This is a genomic window from Pseudomonas sp. Ors-4-3C (assembly GCF_055755035.1).
In genome coordinates this window covers 1,533,579-1,547,477 of record NZ_CM146900.1, presented here as the reverse complement: position 1 = coordinate 1,547,477, position 13,899 = coordinate 1,533,579, and the positions used below count along the sequence as shown (strand labels likewise).

12 protein-coding genes are annotated in these 13,899 nt (G+C 60.0%); 9 read left to right on the top strand and 3 right to left on the bottom strand.

Features of this window, described 5'->3' with window-relative positions:
• Window positions 1–141 precede the first annotated feature (141 nt).
• The 3 genes from ACVHNU_RS06990 to ACVHNU_RS06980 all read left to right on the top strand — a co-directional run bounded on the left by ACVHNU_RS06990 (window position 142) and on the right by ACVHNU_RS06980 (window position 2,717).
• The gene (locus ACVHNU_RS06990; RefSeq protein ID WP_201138155.1) at window positions 142–1,071 is read left to right on the top strand and encodes a LysR family transcriptional regulator; all 930 of its coding nucleotides are present in this window, start codon (window positions 142–144) and stop codon (window positions 1,069–1,071) included.
• 197 nt (window positions 1,072–1,268) lie between these two features.
• The gene (locus tag ACVHNU_RS06985; protein ID WP_007951507.1) at window positions 1,269–1,670 is read left to right on the top strand and encodes a MerR family transcriptional regulator; all 402 of its coding nucleotides are present in this window, start codon (window positions 1,269–1,271) and stop codon (window positions 1,668–1,670) included.
• A 147-nt stretch (window positions 1,671–1,817) separates the two neighbouring features.
• Window positions 1,818–2,717, top strand: coding sequence for a hydroxymethylglutaryl-CoA lyase (locus tag ACVHNU_RS06980; RefSeq protein ID WP_003223706.1), 900 nt, complete (start codon window positions 1,818–1,820; stop codon window positions 2,715–2,717).
• A gap of 666 nt (window positions 2,718–3,383) precedes the next feature.
• Here the strand turns inward: ACVHNU_RS06980 and ACVHNU_RS06975 are convergent.
• Window positions 3,384–5,081 carry an AMP-binding protein gene (locus tag ACVHNU_RS06975; protein WP_473019295.1) on the bottom strand — a complete coding sequence of 566 codons (1,698 nt, stop codon included), beginning with the start codon at window positions 5,079–5,081 and terminating at the stop codon, window positions 3,384–3,386.
• A gap of 297 nt (window positions 5,082–5,378) precedes the next feature.
• Between ACVHNU_RS06975 and ACVHNU_RS06970 the strand changes: the two genes are divergently transcribed.
• The 4 genes from ACVHNU_RS06970 (at window position 5,379) to ACVHNU_RS06955 (ending at window position 11,047) form a co-directional block, all read left to right on the top strand.
• Window positions 5,379–6,542: an isovaleryl-CoA dehydrogenase gene (locus ACVHNU_RS06970; RefSeq protein WP_003223703.1), complete on the top strand. Its 1,164-nt coding sequence runs from the start codon at window positions 5,379–5,381 to the stop codon at window positions 6,540–6,542.
• A gap of 13 nt (window positions 6,543–6,555) precedes the next feature.
• Window positions 6,556–8,163, top strand: coding sequence for a carboxyl transferase domain-containing protein (locus tag ACVHNU_RS06965; protein ID WP_473019294.1), 1,608 nt, complete (start codon window positions 6,556–6,558; stop codon window positions 8,161–8,163).
• Window positions 8,164–8,282: 119 nt separating this feature from the next.
• The gene (locus ACVHNU_RS06960) at window positions 8,283–9,098 is read left to right on the top strand and encodes a gamma-carboxygeranoyl-CoA hydratase (RefSeq protein ID WP_473019293.1); all 816 of its coding nucleotides are present in this window, start codon (window positions 8,283–8,285) and stop codon (window positions 9,096–9,098) included.
• Window positions 9,098–11,047 (top strand): acetyl/propionyl/methylcrotonyl-CoA carboxylase subunit alpha, encoded by a 1,950-nt coding sequence (locus ACVHNU_RS06955; RefSeq protein ID WP_473019292.1) that lies wholly within the window; start codon window positions 9,098–9,100, stop codon window positions 11,045–11,047. The genes ACVHNU_RS06960 and ACVHNU_RS06955 overlap by 1 nt, the downstream gene beginning before the upstream one ends.
• A gap of 39 nt (window positions 11,048–11,086) precedes the next feature.
• Here the strand turns inward: ACVHNU_RS06955 and ACVHNU_RS06950 are convergent, their stop codons facing one another.
• Complete coding sequence (locus ACVHNU_RS06950; RefSeq protein WP_473019291.1) at window positions 11,087–11,746, bottom strand: LexA family protein; 660 nt, start codon at window positions 11,744–11,746, stop codon at window positions 11,087–11,089.
• Window positions 11,747–11,877: 131 nt separating this feature from the next.
• On the opposite strand from ACVHNU_RS06950, the gene ACVHNU_RS06945 reads away from it, so the two are divergent.
• Window positions 11,878–12,216: a DUF6124 family protein gene (locus ACVHNU_RS06945; RefSeq protein ID WP_473019290.1), complete on the top strand. Its 339-nt coding sequence runs from the start codon at window positions 11,878–11,880 to the stop codon at window positions 12,214–12,216.
• Between the two features lie 219 nt (window positions 12,217–12,435).
• Here the strand turns inward: ACVHNU_RS06945 and ACVHNU_RS06940 are convergent, their stop codons facing one another.
• Window positions 12,436–12,600: a hypothetical protein gene (locus tag ACVHNU_RS06940; RefSeq protein ID WP_157160359.1), complete on the bottom strand. Its 165-nt coding sequence runs from the start codon at window positions 12,598–12,600 to the stop codon at window positions 12,436–12,438.
• A gap of 96 nt (window positions 12,601–12,696) precedes the next feature.
• Between ACVHNU_RS06940 and ACVHNU_RS06935 the strand changes: the two genes are divergently transcribed.
• The gene (locus ACVHNU_RS06935; protein ID WP_003223690.1) at window positions 12,697–13,848 is read left to right on the top strand and encodes a M14 family metallopeptidase; all 1,152 of its coding nucleotides are present in this window, start codon (window positions 12,697–12,699) and stop codon (window positions 13,846–13,848) included.
• The last annotated feature ends 51 nt before the right edge of the window (window positions 13,849–13,899 follow it).

Sequence of the window (13,899 nt, the reverse complement as noted above, 5' to 3'; positions counted from 1 at the left end):
TGGGCAGAGGTTGTTCAGATCATGCAATCGATGCTAGAACAGCGTTGATAATTTACCTAGCCTATTCTCGGCGTGTATAAACATTCATCACCGATATATGATCCGCTGATCGTCAGCCCCTAGAACAAGAGAAGCCGCGTTATGAATCTGAGTAAGGTCGACCTCAACCTTTTCATCGTCTTCGACGCGATTTACACCGAAGCCAACCTCACCCGCGCCGGGCAGATTGTCGGGATTACCCAGCCGGCGGTGTCCAACGCGTTGGCGCGGTTGCGCGAGACCTTCAACGATCCGCTGTTCGTGCGCACCGCCCAAGGCATGGTGCCGACGCCGATGGCACAGAACATCATCGGTCCGGTGCGCAACGCGCTGTCGTTGCTGCGGGTGTCGGTGCAGGAGAGCCGGATTTTCAACCCGGCCCAAGCGGTGAAGACTTACCGAATCAGCATGACCGACCTCACTGAAGCAGTGATTCTGCCGCCGCTGTTCCAGCGTTTGCGGCGTCTGGCGCCGACGGTGATCATCGAGAGCTTTCTGTCCAAACGCCGCGAGACCACCAAGGAACTGGCCGCCGGACGTCTGGATTTCGCCGTGGATGCACCGCTCAACACTGACCCGCAGGTGCGCCACGTCAAGCTGATGGAAGACCGTTACGTCTGTGCGATGCGCAAGGGCCATCCGCTGGCGGGCAAGGAAAAACTCAGCCTCGATGATTACCTGTCGCTGACTCACATTCACATCTCCAGCCGCCGCAGCGGTCTGGGTTATGTCGATCTGGCGCTGGGCAAAATGGGCATTCAGCGCAAGATCGCCCTGCGCTCGCAGCATTACCTGATGGCATCGCAGGTGATGCAGCAGACCGACATGGTGATGACGGTGCCCGAGCGCTTTGCCCGGCGTAATGACTTGCATGCGTTCAACCTGCCGGTCAACGACGTGCCCCCGGTGGAGACCCACCTGTACTGGCACGAGAGCACCGATCAGGACCCGGCGAACCGCTGGATGCGCGAGCAGATGATCGAGTTGTGCCAGCAGGTGACGGCGCAGGAGAAGAAGCTGGATAAGGTGTAAGGCTGGCAACCGCGTTATCGTTCTTCGCGAGCAGGCTCGCTCCCACATACGACCGCGTTCCACCAGATGGAACGCGATCAAATGTGGGAGCGGGCTTGCTCGCGAAGGGGCCATCCCTCACAGCACACATCTTGAACCTTGACGTAAACGTCAACCTGCCATTAGCTTAGCGCCAAGACCTTTTTCCGAGCGCTTTCATGAGCAGCCAGACCTACAGCATTTCCGACCTCGCCCGCGAGCTGGACATCACCACCCGGGCGATCCGCTTTTATGAAGAACAAGGCCTGCTCAGCCCCGAGCGCCGAGGCCAGGAACGCATCTACTCGCCACGCGACAAGGTCAGCCTGAAACTGATCCTGCGCGGCAAGCGCATCGGTTTCTCGCTGGCCGAGTGCCGCGAACTGATCGAACTCTACGACCCGTCCAGCGGTAACACCAAACAGCTCAACAGCATGCTGGCGAAAATCAGCGAACGCCGCGAACAGCTCGAGCAGCAGTTGCTCGACATCGAACAGATGAAACTGGAACTCGATACCGCTGAAGAGCGCTGCGTGCAGGCGTTGGAGCAGACGCTCAAGAGCCAGCAAGTAGCGCAGTAATCAGCCACAACTCATTCCCTGTGGGAGCGGGCTTGCTCGCGAAGGCGGAGTGTCAGGCGACAAATTTTGTATCTGATACACCGCATTCGCGAGCAAGCCCGCTCCCACAGGGACCTCATGTAATTCCGAAAATGAGCAGGTCAACCCATGTCCCTCCCCTCCCAAGTACGCCTGATCGAAGTCGGCCCGCGTGATGGCCTGCAGAACGAAGCCCAGCCGATCAGCGTCGCTGACAAGGTGCAACTGGTTGATGCCCTGAGTGCCGCCGGCCTTGGCTATATCGAAGTCGGCAGTTTTGTCTCACCGAAATGGGTGCCGCAGATGGCCGGGTCCGCCGAGGTGTTCGCGCAGATCCAGCGCAAGCCCGGCGTGACCTATGGCGCACTGGCGCCGAACCTGCGCGGTTTTGAAGACGCGCTCGCTGCCGGGGTCAAGGAGGTGGCGGTGTTCGCCGCTGCGTCCGAGGCGTTCTCGCAGCGCAACATCAATTGCTCGATCAGCGAAAGCCTGGCGCGCTTCGCACCGATCATGGAAGCCGCGAAACAGCACGGCGTTACCGTGCGCGGTTACGTGTCCTGCGTGCTCGGCTGCCCGTATGAAGGCCAAGTCGCGCCGGAACAAGTGGCGATGGTCGCCCGCGAGTTATACGCGATGGGCTGCTACGAAGTGTCCCTCGGCGACACCATCGGCACCGGCACCGCAGGCGCCACGCGGCGGTTGTTCGAAGTGGTGTCGGCGCAAGTGCCACGGGAAAAGCTCGCCGGCCATTTCCACGACACCTACGGCCAGGCGATGGCCAACATCTACGCCAGCCTCTTGGAAGGCATCGCGGTGTTCGACAGCTCTATCGCCGGCCTCGGCGGCTGCCCGTACGCCAAAGGCGCGAGCGGTAACGTCGCCACCGAAGACGTGGTGTACCTGCTCAATGGTCTGGGCATCAAGACCGGTATCGACCTGGATGCCTTGATTGCGGCGGGTCAGCAGATCAGTGCGGTGCTCGGTCGTCCTAGCGGTTCGCGTGTCGCCAAGGCTCGCAGCGCACAGTGAGGGCGAAGGTGTTACCGCTGTGTCCGAAACGTGGGCATAGACGAGTAACACGGAAACAAATTGTCTGGTTTGCCCTGAAGGAAAAATCCTTCAAAAAACTCAATCCATTGATTTATAAGGGTTTTTAAAAGTTGGCACGGCTTCTGCTATCTCTATGGCATAACAAGAATAAAAAGCAGCAAACCAATAAAAATAAGACGTACCGACTCTGACATAACAAAAACAACACGGCAGAGACGCAGCTAACAGATTTTTTTGGAGAAGGTGTGCTTTTCAGGGTGCTCTCAGGAGTGACCCGCAACCGGGCAGAGAACAATAAAACTACCTTCAGGTAGCTCCCGAATCGGTTGGATCGTTTAACGAGAAAGCAGATCAGCGCTCAAAAAAATACGTTTGCTCTTGACCCCGGATGGGGGTCGCCAAAAACAGCGGTAAAGGGCCACGGTTGCCAAAAACAACAACAGACCGCCCCTCAATAATAAGAAAGAGCACGCGACGACAAAATTAAAGGGGAGCTTCGGCTCCCCTTTGTGCTGTCTGTGATTCCTGAAAATACTCTATCTCCATTGTGGGAGCGGGCTTGCTCGCGAATGCGGTGTATCAGGTACAAATTTGTCGCCTGACACTCCGCATTCGCGAGCAAGCCCGCTCCCACAGGGGTGGTGGTTACCGTTCGATTGTTTTTAACTCCTCGATACTGATCTCACGCATCCGGAATTTCTGGATCTTCCCCGTCACCGTCATCGGAAACTCTTCGACGAACTTGAAGTGCCGTGGCGTCTTGAAGTGCGCGATGCGCTCCTTGCACCAGGCTTGCAACTCCAGTTCGGAAGCATTGTGGCCGGGGTGGAATTTGATCCAGGCGACAATTTCCTCACCGTAACGCGAGCACGGAATGCCGATCACCTGCACATCCGCCACCGCCGGGTGGGTGAAGAAAAACTCCTCCAGCTCACGCGGATAAATGTTCTCGCCACCCCGGATGATCATGTCCTTATTGCGCCCGGCGATGTTCACGTACCCCTCATCGTTCATGCTCGCCAGGTCGCCGGTGTGCATCCAGCCTGCCTCATCGATGGCTTCGGCCGTGGCTTGCGAGTTGTTCCAGTAACCGAGCATCACGCTGTAACCGCGGGTGCAGAGTTCACCGATGGTGCCGCGCGGCACCAGGTTGCCGGCCTCGTCGATGATCTTGCTTTCCAGTTGCGGCTGGGTACGGCCGACGGTGGTCACGCGCAATTCCAGTTCGTCGTTTGGTCCGGTCTGCAGCGACACCGGACTGGTCTCGGTCATGCCGTAGGCGATCTGCACTTCGCTCATGTGCATCTCGCTGATGACCCGACGCATGACTTCGATCGGGCAAGTCGCGCCAGCCATGATCCCGGTGCGCAGACTCGACAGATCGAATTCGCCACGCAGCGGTTGATCGAGCATGGCGATGAACATGGTCGGCACGCCGTACAGGCCGGTGGCTTGTTCTTCGGCGACGGTTTGCAGGGTCAGTAACGGGTCGAACGCGTCGTTGGGATAAATCATGGTGCTGGCGTGGGTGATACAGCCGAGGTTGCCCATGACCATGCCGAAGCAGTGGTAGAGCGGCACCGGAATCACCAGGCGGTCGCTCGGGGTCAGGCCGATGCTTTCACCGACCATGTAACCGTTGTTGAGGATGTTGTAGTGACTGAGGGTCGCGCCCTTGGGGAAACCGGTGGTGCCGGAGGTGTACTGGATGTTCACCGGTTGATCGAAGTGCAGGCTGTCGCTGCGTTCGCGCAACTGTTCGGGCGAAACACTGCTCGCCAGATCGGCCAGTTGCGACCACGGCAGGAAGCCTGATGGCGGCTGCGCATCGAGGCTGATCACCCCGCGCAAATCCGGTAGGCGTTCGCTGCGCAAATGGCCGATGGATTGCTCTGCCAGTTCCGGCACCAGCCCTTGCAGCATGGCGTGGTAGTTGGAGGATTTGAACGCGCCGACGCAGACCAGCCACTGGCAACCGGACTGCTTGAGCACGTATTCCAGTTCGGAGCTGCGGTAGGCCGGATTGATGTTGACCAGAATCACGCCGATCTTCGCCGTGGCGATTTGCGTGATGCACCACTGCGCACAGTTCGGCGCCCAGATACCGAGCCGATCCCCCGCCTGCAAACCCAGCGCCAGCAACGCTCTGGCGTGCAGATCGACGCTATCGGCCAATTGCTGCCAGGAGTAGCGCAACTGCTGATGCCGCACCACCAGCGCCTCGCCGTGGGGGTGTTGCGCGACAGTCTGGTCGAACTTCTGCCCGATGGTCATCGCCAGCAAGGCTTTGTCCTGGGAACCACGGGTGTAGCTGCGCTGCGGGTTTGCACTGGGTTGATCCATGACGACCCCTATTGTCTTTATTAGTGGGTTTACCGAGATTTAATTCCTGTGGGAGCGAGCTTGCTCGCGAAGACGCCATCTGATTCAACATCCGTGTCGACTGAGCTGACGCCTTCGCGAGCAAGCTCGCTCCCACATGGGAAAGTCCGCTTTCAATCCTGAGGTGCTCTTACTCTCGCCCAAGTTGACGTTAACGTAAAGGGTGATTGACAGTCATTCGTCACAGGCTTACGTTAACGTAAAGGTGAGAGCCATTGACCGCCCTCCCCACCCTACAAAAAAGCCAAAAGGTGCCCCATGAGCTACCCATCCCTGAACTTCGCCCTCGGTGAAACCATCGACATGCTGCGCGATCAGGTTCAGTCCTTCGTCGCCGATCAGATCGCCCCACGCGCTGCGCAGATCGACCGCGACAACCTGTTCCCCGCCGACATGTGGCGCAAATTCGGTGACATGGGCCTGCTGGGTATCACCGTGCCGGAAGAGTACGGCGGTGCGGGTCTGGGTTACCTGGCGCATGTGGTGGCGATGGAAGAAATCAGCCGTGGCTCGGCCTCGGTGGCGCTGTCCTACGGCGCGCACTCCAACCTCTGCGTCAACCAGATCAACCGCAACGGCAACCACGAACAGAAAAGCCAATACCTGCCGAAGCTGATCAGCGGCGAACACGTCGGCGCCCTCGCCATGAGCGAGCCAAACGCCGGTTCCGATGTGGTTTCGATGAAATTGCGCGCCGACAAACGTGGCGACCGCTTCGTCCTCAACGGCAGCAAGACCTGGATCACCAACGGCCCTGACGCCAACACCTACGTGATTTACGCCAAGACCGACCTGGAAAAAGGCCCGCACGGCATCACCGCGTTCATCGTCGAACGCGACTGGAAAGGCTTCAGCCGCAGCAACAAGTTCGACAAGCTCGGCATGCGCGGCTCCAACACTTGCGAGCTGTTCTTCGATGACGTCGAAGTGCCGGAAGAAAACATCCTCGGCGTGCTCAACGGCGGCGTGAAGGTGTTGATGAGCGGCCTCGACTACGAACGCGTGGTGCTGTCCGGCGGCCCGACCGGCATCATGCAGTCGTGCATGGACCTGATCGTGCCGTACATCCACGACCGCAAGCAGTTCGGCCAGAGCATCGGCGAATTCCAGCTGATCCAGGGCAAGGTCGCCGACATGTACACCCAGCTCAACGCCAGCCGCGCCTACCTGTATGCAGTCGCTCAGGCCTGCGAGCGTGGCGAAACCACGCGCAAGGACGCCGCCGGGGTGATCCTCTACACCGCCGAGCGCGCCACGCAAATGGCCCTCGACGCGATCCAGATTCTCGGCGGTAACGGCTACATCAACGAATTCCCGGCCGGGCGTCTGCTGCGTGACGCCAAGCTGTACGAAATCGGCGCGGGCACCAGTGAGATCCGGCGCATGCTGATCGGCCGCGAACTGTTCAACGAAACCCGCTAAAACGGAGCTGCACATGGCTATCCTGCATACCCAGCTCAATCCCCGTTCAGCGGAGTTCGCCGCCAACAGCGCGGCGATGCTTGAACAGGTCGACGCTCTGCACACCCTGCTCGCCCAAGTGGCGCAGGGCGGCGGCGCGAAAGCCCAGGAACGTCACACCTCGCGGGGCAAGTTGCTCCCGCGCGAACGCATCAACCGCCTGCTCGATCCGGGCTCGCCGTTTCTCGAGATCAGCCAGCTCGCCGCGCACGCGGTGTATGGCGAAGACGTTCCCGCTGCGGGCGTGATCGCCGGAATCGGCCGGGTCGAAGGCGTCGAGTGCATGATCGTCGCCAACGACGCGACGGTGAAGGGTGGCTCGTACTACCCGCTGACCGTGAAAAAACACCTGCGCGCGCAGACCATCGCCCAGCAGAACCGCCTGCCGTGCATCTATCTGGTGGACTCGGGCGGCGCCAACCTGCCGCGTCAGGACGAGGTGTTCCCGGATCGCGAGCACTTTGGCCGGATCTTCTTCAACCAGGCCAACATGAGCGCCATGGGCATTCCGCAGATCGCCGTGGTCATGGGTTCGTGCACCGCGGGCGGCGCCTATGTGCCGGCGATGGCGGACGAAGCAATCATGGTGCGCAATCAGGCAACGATCTTCCTCGCCGGCCCACCGCTGGTGAAAGCCGCGACCGGTGAAGTGGTCAGCGCTGAAGATCTTGGCGGTGCCGATGTGCACTGCAAGATTTCCGGGGTCGCCGATCATTACGCCGAGAGCGACGAGCACGCCCTCGCCCTCGCCCGCCGCAGCGTCGCCAACCTCAATTGGCGCAAGCTCGGCGAGGTGCAGCAGCGCACGCCGATTGCGCCGCTGTATGCCAGCGACGAGTTGTACGGTGTGGTTTCGGCCGATGCCAAGCAACCGTTCGATGTGCGCGAAGTGATTGCACGACTGGTCGACGGTTCGGTGTTTGATGAATTCAAGGCGCTGTTCGGCACCACGCTGGTCTGCGGTTTTGCGCACTTGCATGGCTACCCGATCGCGATCCTCGCCAACAACGGCATCCTCTTCGCCGAAGCCGCGCAGAAAGGCGCGCACTTCATCGAACTGGCCTGCCAGCGCGGCATTCCGCTGCTGTTCCTGCAGAACATCACCGGGTTCATGGTCGGCCAGAAATACGAGGCCGGCGGCATCGCCAAGCACGGCGCGAAACTGGTGACCGCCGTGGCCTGCGCCAAAGTGCCGAAATTCACCGTGATCATCGGCGGTAGCTTCGGCGCCGGTAACTACGGCATGTGCGGGCGCGCTTACGATCCGCGTTTCCTGTGGATGTGGCCGAATGCGCGCATCGGCGTGATGGGCGCCGAGCAGGCCGCGGGCGTGTTGGTGCAAGTCAAGCGCGAGCAGGCCGAACGCAGCGGCCAGACCTTCAGCGCCGCGCAGGAAGCCGAGATCAAGCAACCGATCCTCGATCAGTACGAAGAGCAGGGTCACCCCTACTACTCCAGCGCACGGCTGTGGGACGACGGCGTTATCGACCCGGCGCAGACTCGCGACGTGGTGGGCCTGGCTTTGTCCGCGTCGTTGAACGCACCTATCGAACCGAGCCGCTTCGGCGTGTTCCGGATGTGATGCTTTTTTGTGGGAGCGGGCTTGCTCGCGAAAGCGGTGTATCAGTCGACGTATCCGCAACTGACAGACCGTCTTCGCGAGCAAGCCCGCTCCCACAGAAACCGTGGAGACGGATGAATATGAGCGACTTCAACACCCTCGAACTGCACAACGATCCTCGGGGTTTCGCCACCCTGTGGCTCAATCGTGCGGAAAAGAACAACGCGTTCAACGCCGAAATGATCCGCGAACTGATCCTCGCACTGGACAAGGTCGCCAGCGACGCCAGCCTGCGTTTCCTTCTGCTGCGCGGGCGTGGCCGGCACTTCAGCGCCGGCGCCGATCTGGCGTGGATGCAGCAATCGGCTGAACTCGATTACCACACCAATCTGGACGACGCCCGCGAACTGGCGGAGCTGATGTACAACCTCGCCAAGCTGAAAATCCCGACCCTGGCCGTGGTGCAGGGTGCGGCGTTCGGCGGTGCGCTGGGGCTGATCAGTTGCTGCGACATGGCAATCGGCGCCGACGATGCGCAATTCTGTCTGTCGGAAGTGCGCATTGGTCTGGCGCCGGCGGTGATCAGTCCGTTCGTGGTGCAAGCCATCGGCGAACGTGCTGCACGTCGTTATGCCCTGACCGCCGAGCGTTTTGGCGGGCAGCGGGCGCGGGAAATCGGTTTGTTGTCCGAAAGCTACCCGGCCGCCGAGCTTGATCAAGCCGTCGAACAATGGACCGACAACCTGCTGCTCAACAGCCCCGCCGCGATGCGCGCCAGTAAAGATCTGCTGCGCGAAGTGGGCAACGGCGCGCTGACCCCGGCCCTGCGCCGTTACACCGAAAACGCCATCGCGCGCATCCGCGTCAGCCCAGAAGGCCAGGAAGGCCTGCGCGCCTTTCTGCAAAAACGTGCGCCGAGCTGGCAAGCCGCATCCACCACCAAGGAGCCGCGTTGATGAGCGCACCTGTTCTCACCACCCTGCTGGTGGCCAACCGCGGCGAAATCGCTTGCCGGGTCATGCGTACCGCCAAGGCGCTGGGCCTGACCACAGTCGCCGTGCACAGCGCCACCGACCGCGAAGCGCGGCACAGCCGCGAAGCGGATATCCGCGTTGATCTCGGCGGCAGCAAAGCCGCCGACAGCTATCTGCAAATCGACAAGCTGATCGCGGCGGCCAAGGCCAGCGGAGCGCAGGCGATTCACCCGGGTTACGGCTTTCTGTCGGAGAACGCCGGATTTGCCCGCGCCATTGAACAGGCCGGGCTGATTTTCCTCGGCCCGCCCGCCTCGGCCATCGACGCGATGGGCAGCAAATCCGCGGCCAAAGCGCTGATGGAAACCGCCGGCGTGCCGCTGGTGCCGGGCTATCACGGCGAGGCGCAGGATCTCGAAACCTTCCGCGATGCCTGCGCACGCATTGGTTATCCGGTGCTGCTCAAGGCCACGTCCGGTGGCGGCGGTAAAGGCATGAAAGTCGTCGAGGACGTCAGCCAACTGGCCGAAGCCCTGGCCTCGGCGCAACGTGAAGCGCAGTCGTCGTTCGGCGATTCGCGGATGCTGGTGGAGAAATACCTGCTCAAGCCGCGTCACGTGGAAATCCAGGTGTTCGCTGACCAGCACGGCAACTGCCTGTACCTCAACGAGCGTGATTGCTCGATCCAGCGCCGGCACCAGAAAGTCGTCGAAGAAGCCCCGGCCCCGGGCCTGACCCCGGAACTGCGCCGGGCCATGGGCGAAGCGGCTGTGCGTTCGGCGCAGGCCATTGGTTACGTCGGCGCGGGGACCGTGGAATTTCTGCTCGATGCGCGCGGCGAATTCTTCTTCATGGAGATGAACACGCGTCTGCAGGTCGAGCACCCGGTCACCGAAGCGATCACTGGCCTCGATCTGGTGGCGTGGCAGATTCGTGTGGCGCGTGGTGAAGCGTTGCCGATCACGCAGGATCAGGTGCCGCTCAATGGCCATGCGATTGAAGTGCGGCTGTATGCAGAGGATCCGTCGAATGATTTCCTGCCCGCCACCGGGCGTCTGGAGCTTTACTGCGAATCGGCTGCAGGGCCGGGGCGGCGGGTTGATAGCGGGGTTGAAGAAGGTGACGAGATTTCGCCATTCTACGACCCGATGCTCGGCAAGCTGATTGCCTGGGGCGAGGATCGCGAGCAGGCGCGGCTGCGCCTGTTGAGCATGCTCGATGAGTTCGCGATTGGCGGTTTGAAGACCAACATCAACTTCCTGCGGCGGATCATTGCGCATCCGGCATTTGCCGCTGCGGAGTTGGATACCGGGTTTATTCCGCGTTATCAGGAAACGCTGCTGCCGGCTCCGGGTGAACTGAGTGATGGGTTCTGGAATACGGCAGCGCAGGCTTTCGCGCAGAGTTTGCCGGGTACTGTTCGGGCGGATGATCCGGGGTCGCCGTGGGCGTTGAACAATGGTTTGCGCGCCGGTCTGCCGGCAGAAGTCACTTTGCATTTGAGCTGCGAGGGCCAGGATCGGGCACTGACACTGAATAGCTCAGGCAACGCCACACTGTCCGGTGAAGCACTGGTGGTCAAGCACGATGGCGTACGCCGTGTCCTGCGGGCAATTCGTCAGGGCGATTCGCTGTACCTGCAATGGGACGGCGAGTTGCGGCGCATTCAGGCGTATGACCCGATCAGCGCCGTCGACGCCAGCCACAGCCATCAGGGCGGTCTGACCGCGCCAATGAACGGCAGCATCGTGCGGGTGTTGGTGGAGGCCGGGCAGTCGGTCGAAGCCGGTGCGCAACTGGTGGTGCTGGAAGCGATGAAGATGGAGCACAGCATCCGCGCGCCGCATGCGGGAGTGGTCAAAGCGCTGTATTGCCAGGAAGGTGAAATGGTCGGCGAAGGCAGCGCTTTGGTTGAACTGGAAGCTGTGTAAATGGGAGATCGATCCTACGCAAAACGAGGATCGATCTGACTAGAAACGCGCCGTAGCCTGAACCACCACGCCGATGATTCGACACTCGTCGGTCAACAGGGCTTTGGGCCAGGTCGGATTGAGCGGTACCAGGTAACGCTGGCCGCCCTCTTCGTCCAGTTTGCGAAAGATCGCTTCATCGCAGCCTTGCCACTGGGCAATTACCAGTTTGCCGGGCACCACTTCCACTTCCGGATCGACCAGGATCAACATGCCTTCGGCGATGCTCTGGCCCGAAGGTGCGGTCATCGAATTTCCCGTCACTGTCAGCCAGAACGCCGCGCCACGGGCGTGATAATCCGTCAGTTCGAAACGCTGCTTGTCAGGCGTCGCGGCGTAAGTCGTGGATGCACCCTCACGCACTTCGCACGGGGTGTGCCAGTCGCTGACCGGATAGCGGAAATACGGGTTGTACTTCTGCGCCAGTGGCATCTCGTCATCGTCGACTTCCTGCGGTTCGCGAATCACCAGCACCACTTCCAGGAAGTCCATGCCCAGCGCCTGCAACACGCGGTTCATTTCCGTGATGCCCGGCTCGCGACGTTTGTTCAGCCAATGGCCGATCCCGCCCTGGGACATGCCGACGCGCTCTCCGAGCTCTGTTTGAGTGATTTTGAGTTCACTCATCTTGGCCTTGACCAACTCAATCCATTTATCCATGTGCGGCACCTTACTCGGCCCGCCTTCGGCCGGCAAAACACATATTGTAGTATTTAAATTCTGGTCACAACTACGCATCGTACTATGCTGAAAGCACGGACTTTCAATTGAACAAGGAGTGACCCTTCACCATGAATATCAGCAGTAAAGACTTGCCCGACCTGCAAATGGACACCACGTTCACCTCCCCTCAGGGCAACGCAGCAGCGCAGCGAGCACTGGACTATTACTTGAAACCAGCTGTGTCAGAACCCGAAGTCGACGAGCGTTTTTTCGATGTGAAACGCCACCTCAGTGGCGAAGAGGCTCTGGTGCACGCCTCGGATCTGCTGCGCTGCGCAACCGCCACCGCCTTCAAGGCAGCCGAAAACCTGCAAGGCGCAAGCCGTGACCTGGCATTTTCGGTGGTGCATATGGTGGATATGGCGCGAGCGATGGTCGACCATTCAATTGATGGCGAGCAGCTCTGACGAACACGGAAAAAGGACGGACAGGAAAGAATTTTCCAATCGCGCAGATAAAAACATTTGACTTGCAAATGATAATGATTATTATTGCAAGCAACTGGTCGCGAGATCAGTCGATGGAACAGAGACCTTAGGTCGGTCTCTGAACTATCTCCTCATCAGGCTAATCACGGTTTTTGACCCGGCTTTTTGCCGGGTCTTTTTTTTGCCCGTTGTTCGGGCTTATGGCTTCAGGCTAATGAAGTCTTTGGATGCTGCAAATTCGATGGCGCGGATAATATCAAAAGAATATCGCTTGGCAAGCTCAGCCCGGCCAGATTGGGGCAAACCAATGACAATTAGCACTTGAGAATCAATTGCACAGTCTCTAAGCTGCTTGCGCGTCATGGAAGACGCCCCCCACCGCAAGCCGCAATTTCCCTCGGTTTCCCTCCAGTCTTGCGTGTAAAGTAGCCGCCATAAAAATCATATTCAGGAATCGATATGACCGTGGCCAAATCTTCGTTCGACATCAGCGCCAATTTCGACAGCGGCAACATCCAAGTCATCGACATCTCCAATCCGCTCAACCCGGTTCTGGCCATTCGCCCCGATACCCGCAGCGCGCATTTTCAGTGGTTCCACTTCAAGGCCAGCGGCCTGCATGTTCATCAGGAACACTGGTTTCGCCTGGTCAACGCCAGCCAGTCCTCCTACAACAAAGCCTGGACCGGCTATCAGGCCGTCGCTTCCTACGATCACGTCAACTGGTTCCGCATTCCCACCAGTTTTGAAGGCGACAGCCTGCGCTTTTGCCTCGAAGCCGAGCAAACCCATGCCTGGTTCGCCTACTTCGAACCCTACAGCCGCGGTCGTCATGACTGGCTGATCGAGCAGGCGCTGACCAAGGCCGGCACCGAACTGCTGGCCACCGGCAAGAGCGTCGAGGGTCGTGACATTCAACTGCTACGCAAGGGCAGCGGCGCCGAAGGTCAGCGCAAAGTCTGGATCATCGCGCAACAGCACCCGGGCGAACACATGGCCGAATGGTTCATGGAAGGCGTGATCGAGCGCCTGGAACGCCACGACGATCCCGTGCTGAACACGCTGCTCGCCAGTGCCGACCTGTATCTGGTGCCGAACATGAACCCGGACGGCGCCTTCCACGGTCACCTGCGCACCAACGCCATGGGCCAGGACTTGAACCGTGCCTGGCAGAGCGCCAGTCAGGACGTCAGCCCCGAAGTACTTTTCGTACAGCAGCAGATGGAAAAGTACGGCGTCGATCTGTTCCTCGACGTACACGGTGATGAGGAAATCCCCCACGTGTTCACCGCCGGTTGTGAAGGCAACCCAGGTTACACGCCGCGCATCGAGAAGCTCGAAGAGCATTTCCGCACCCACCTCAAACACACCACCAAAGACTTCCAGACCAAGTACGGCTACACCCGCGACGAACCGGGCCAGGCCAACATGACCCTGGCCTGCAACGCTGTCGGCCAGAAATACGACTGCCTGTCGCTGACCCTGGAAATGCCGTTCAAGGATCACGATGACCATCCGAACAAAGAAACGGGCTGGTCCGGCAAGCGCTCGAAACAGTTGGGCAAGGACGTGCTGACCACCATCGCCGACATGGTCGACACCCTGCGCTGATCCCTCCCCCGCTCCACCCAAAGATCGCAGCTGTGTCTGCGATCTTTTTTT

Bases quoted from the DNA above. Each gene is read 5' to 3' on its own strand.
- ACVHNU_RS06990 (WP_201138155.1), top strand. From the start codon at position 142: ATGAATCTGAGTAAGGTCGACCTCAACCTTTTCATCGTCTTCGACGCG.
- ACVHNU_RS06985 (WP_007951507.1), top strand. From the start codon at position 1,269: ATGAGCAGCCAGACCTACAGCATTTCCGACCTCGCCCGCGAGCTGGAC.
- ACVHNU_RS06980 (WP_003223706.1), top strand. From the start codon at position 1,818: ATGTCCCTCCCCTCCCAAGTACGCCTGATCGAAGTCGGCCCGCGTGAT.
- ACVHNU_RS06975 (WP_473019295.1), bottom strand. From the start codon at position 5,081: ATGGATCAACCCAGTGCAAACCCGCAGCGCAGCTACACCCGTGGTTCC.
- ACVHNU_RS06970 (WP_003223703.1), top strand. From the start codon at position 5,379: ATGAGCTACCCATCCCTGAACTTCGCCCTCGGTGAAACCATCGACATG.
- ACVHNU_RS06965 (WP_473019294.1), top strand. From the start codon at position 6,556: ATGGCTATCCTGCATACCCAGCTCAATCCCCGTTCAGCGGAGTTCGCC.
- ACVHNU_RS06960 (WP_473019293.1), top strand. From the start codon at position 8,283: ATGAGCGACTTCAACACCCTCGAACTGCACAACGATCCTCGGGGTTTC.
- ACVHNU_RS06955 (WP_473019292.1), top strand. From the start codon at position 9,098: ATGAGCGCACCTGTTCTCACCACCCTGCTGGTGGCCAACCGCGGCGAA.
- ACVHNU_RS06950 (WP_473019291.1), bottom strand. From the start codon at position 11,746: ATGGATAAATGGATTGAGTTGGTCAAGGCCAAGATGAGTGAACTCAAA.
- ACVHNU_RS06945 (WP_473019290.1), top strand. From the start codon at position 11,878: ATGAATATCAGCAGTAAAGACTTGCCCGACCTGCAAATGGACACCACG.
- ACVHNU_RS06940 (WP_157160359.1), bottom strand. From the start codon at position 12,600: ATGACGCGCAAGCAGCTTAGAGACTGTGCAATTGATTCTCAAGTGCTA.
- ACVHNU_RS06935 (WP_003223690.1), top strand. From the start codon at position 12,697: ATGACCGTGGCCAAATCTTCGTTCGACATCAGCGCCAATTTCGACAGC.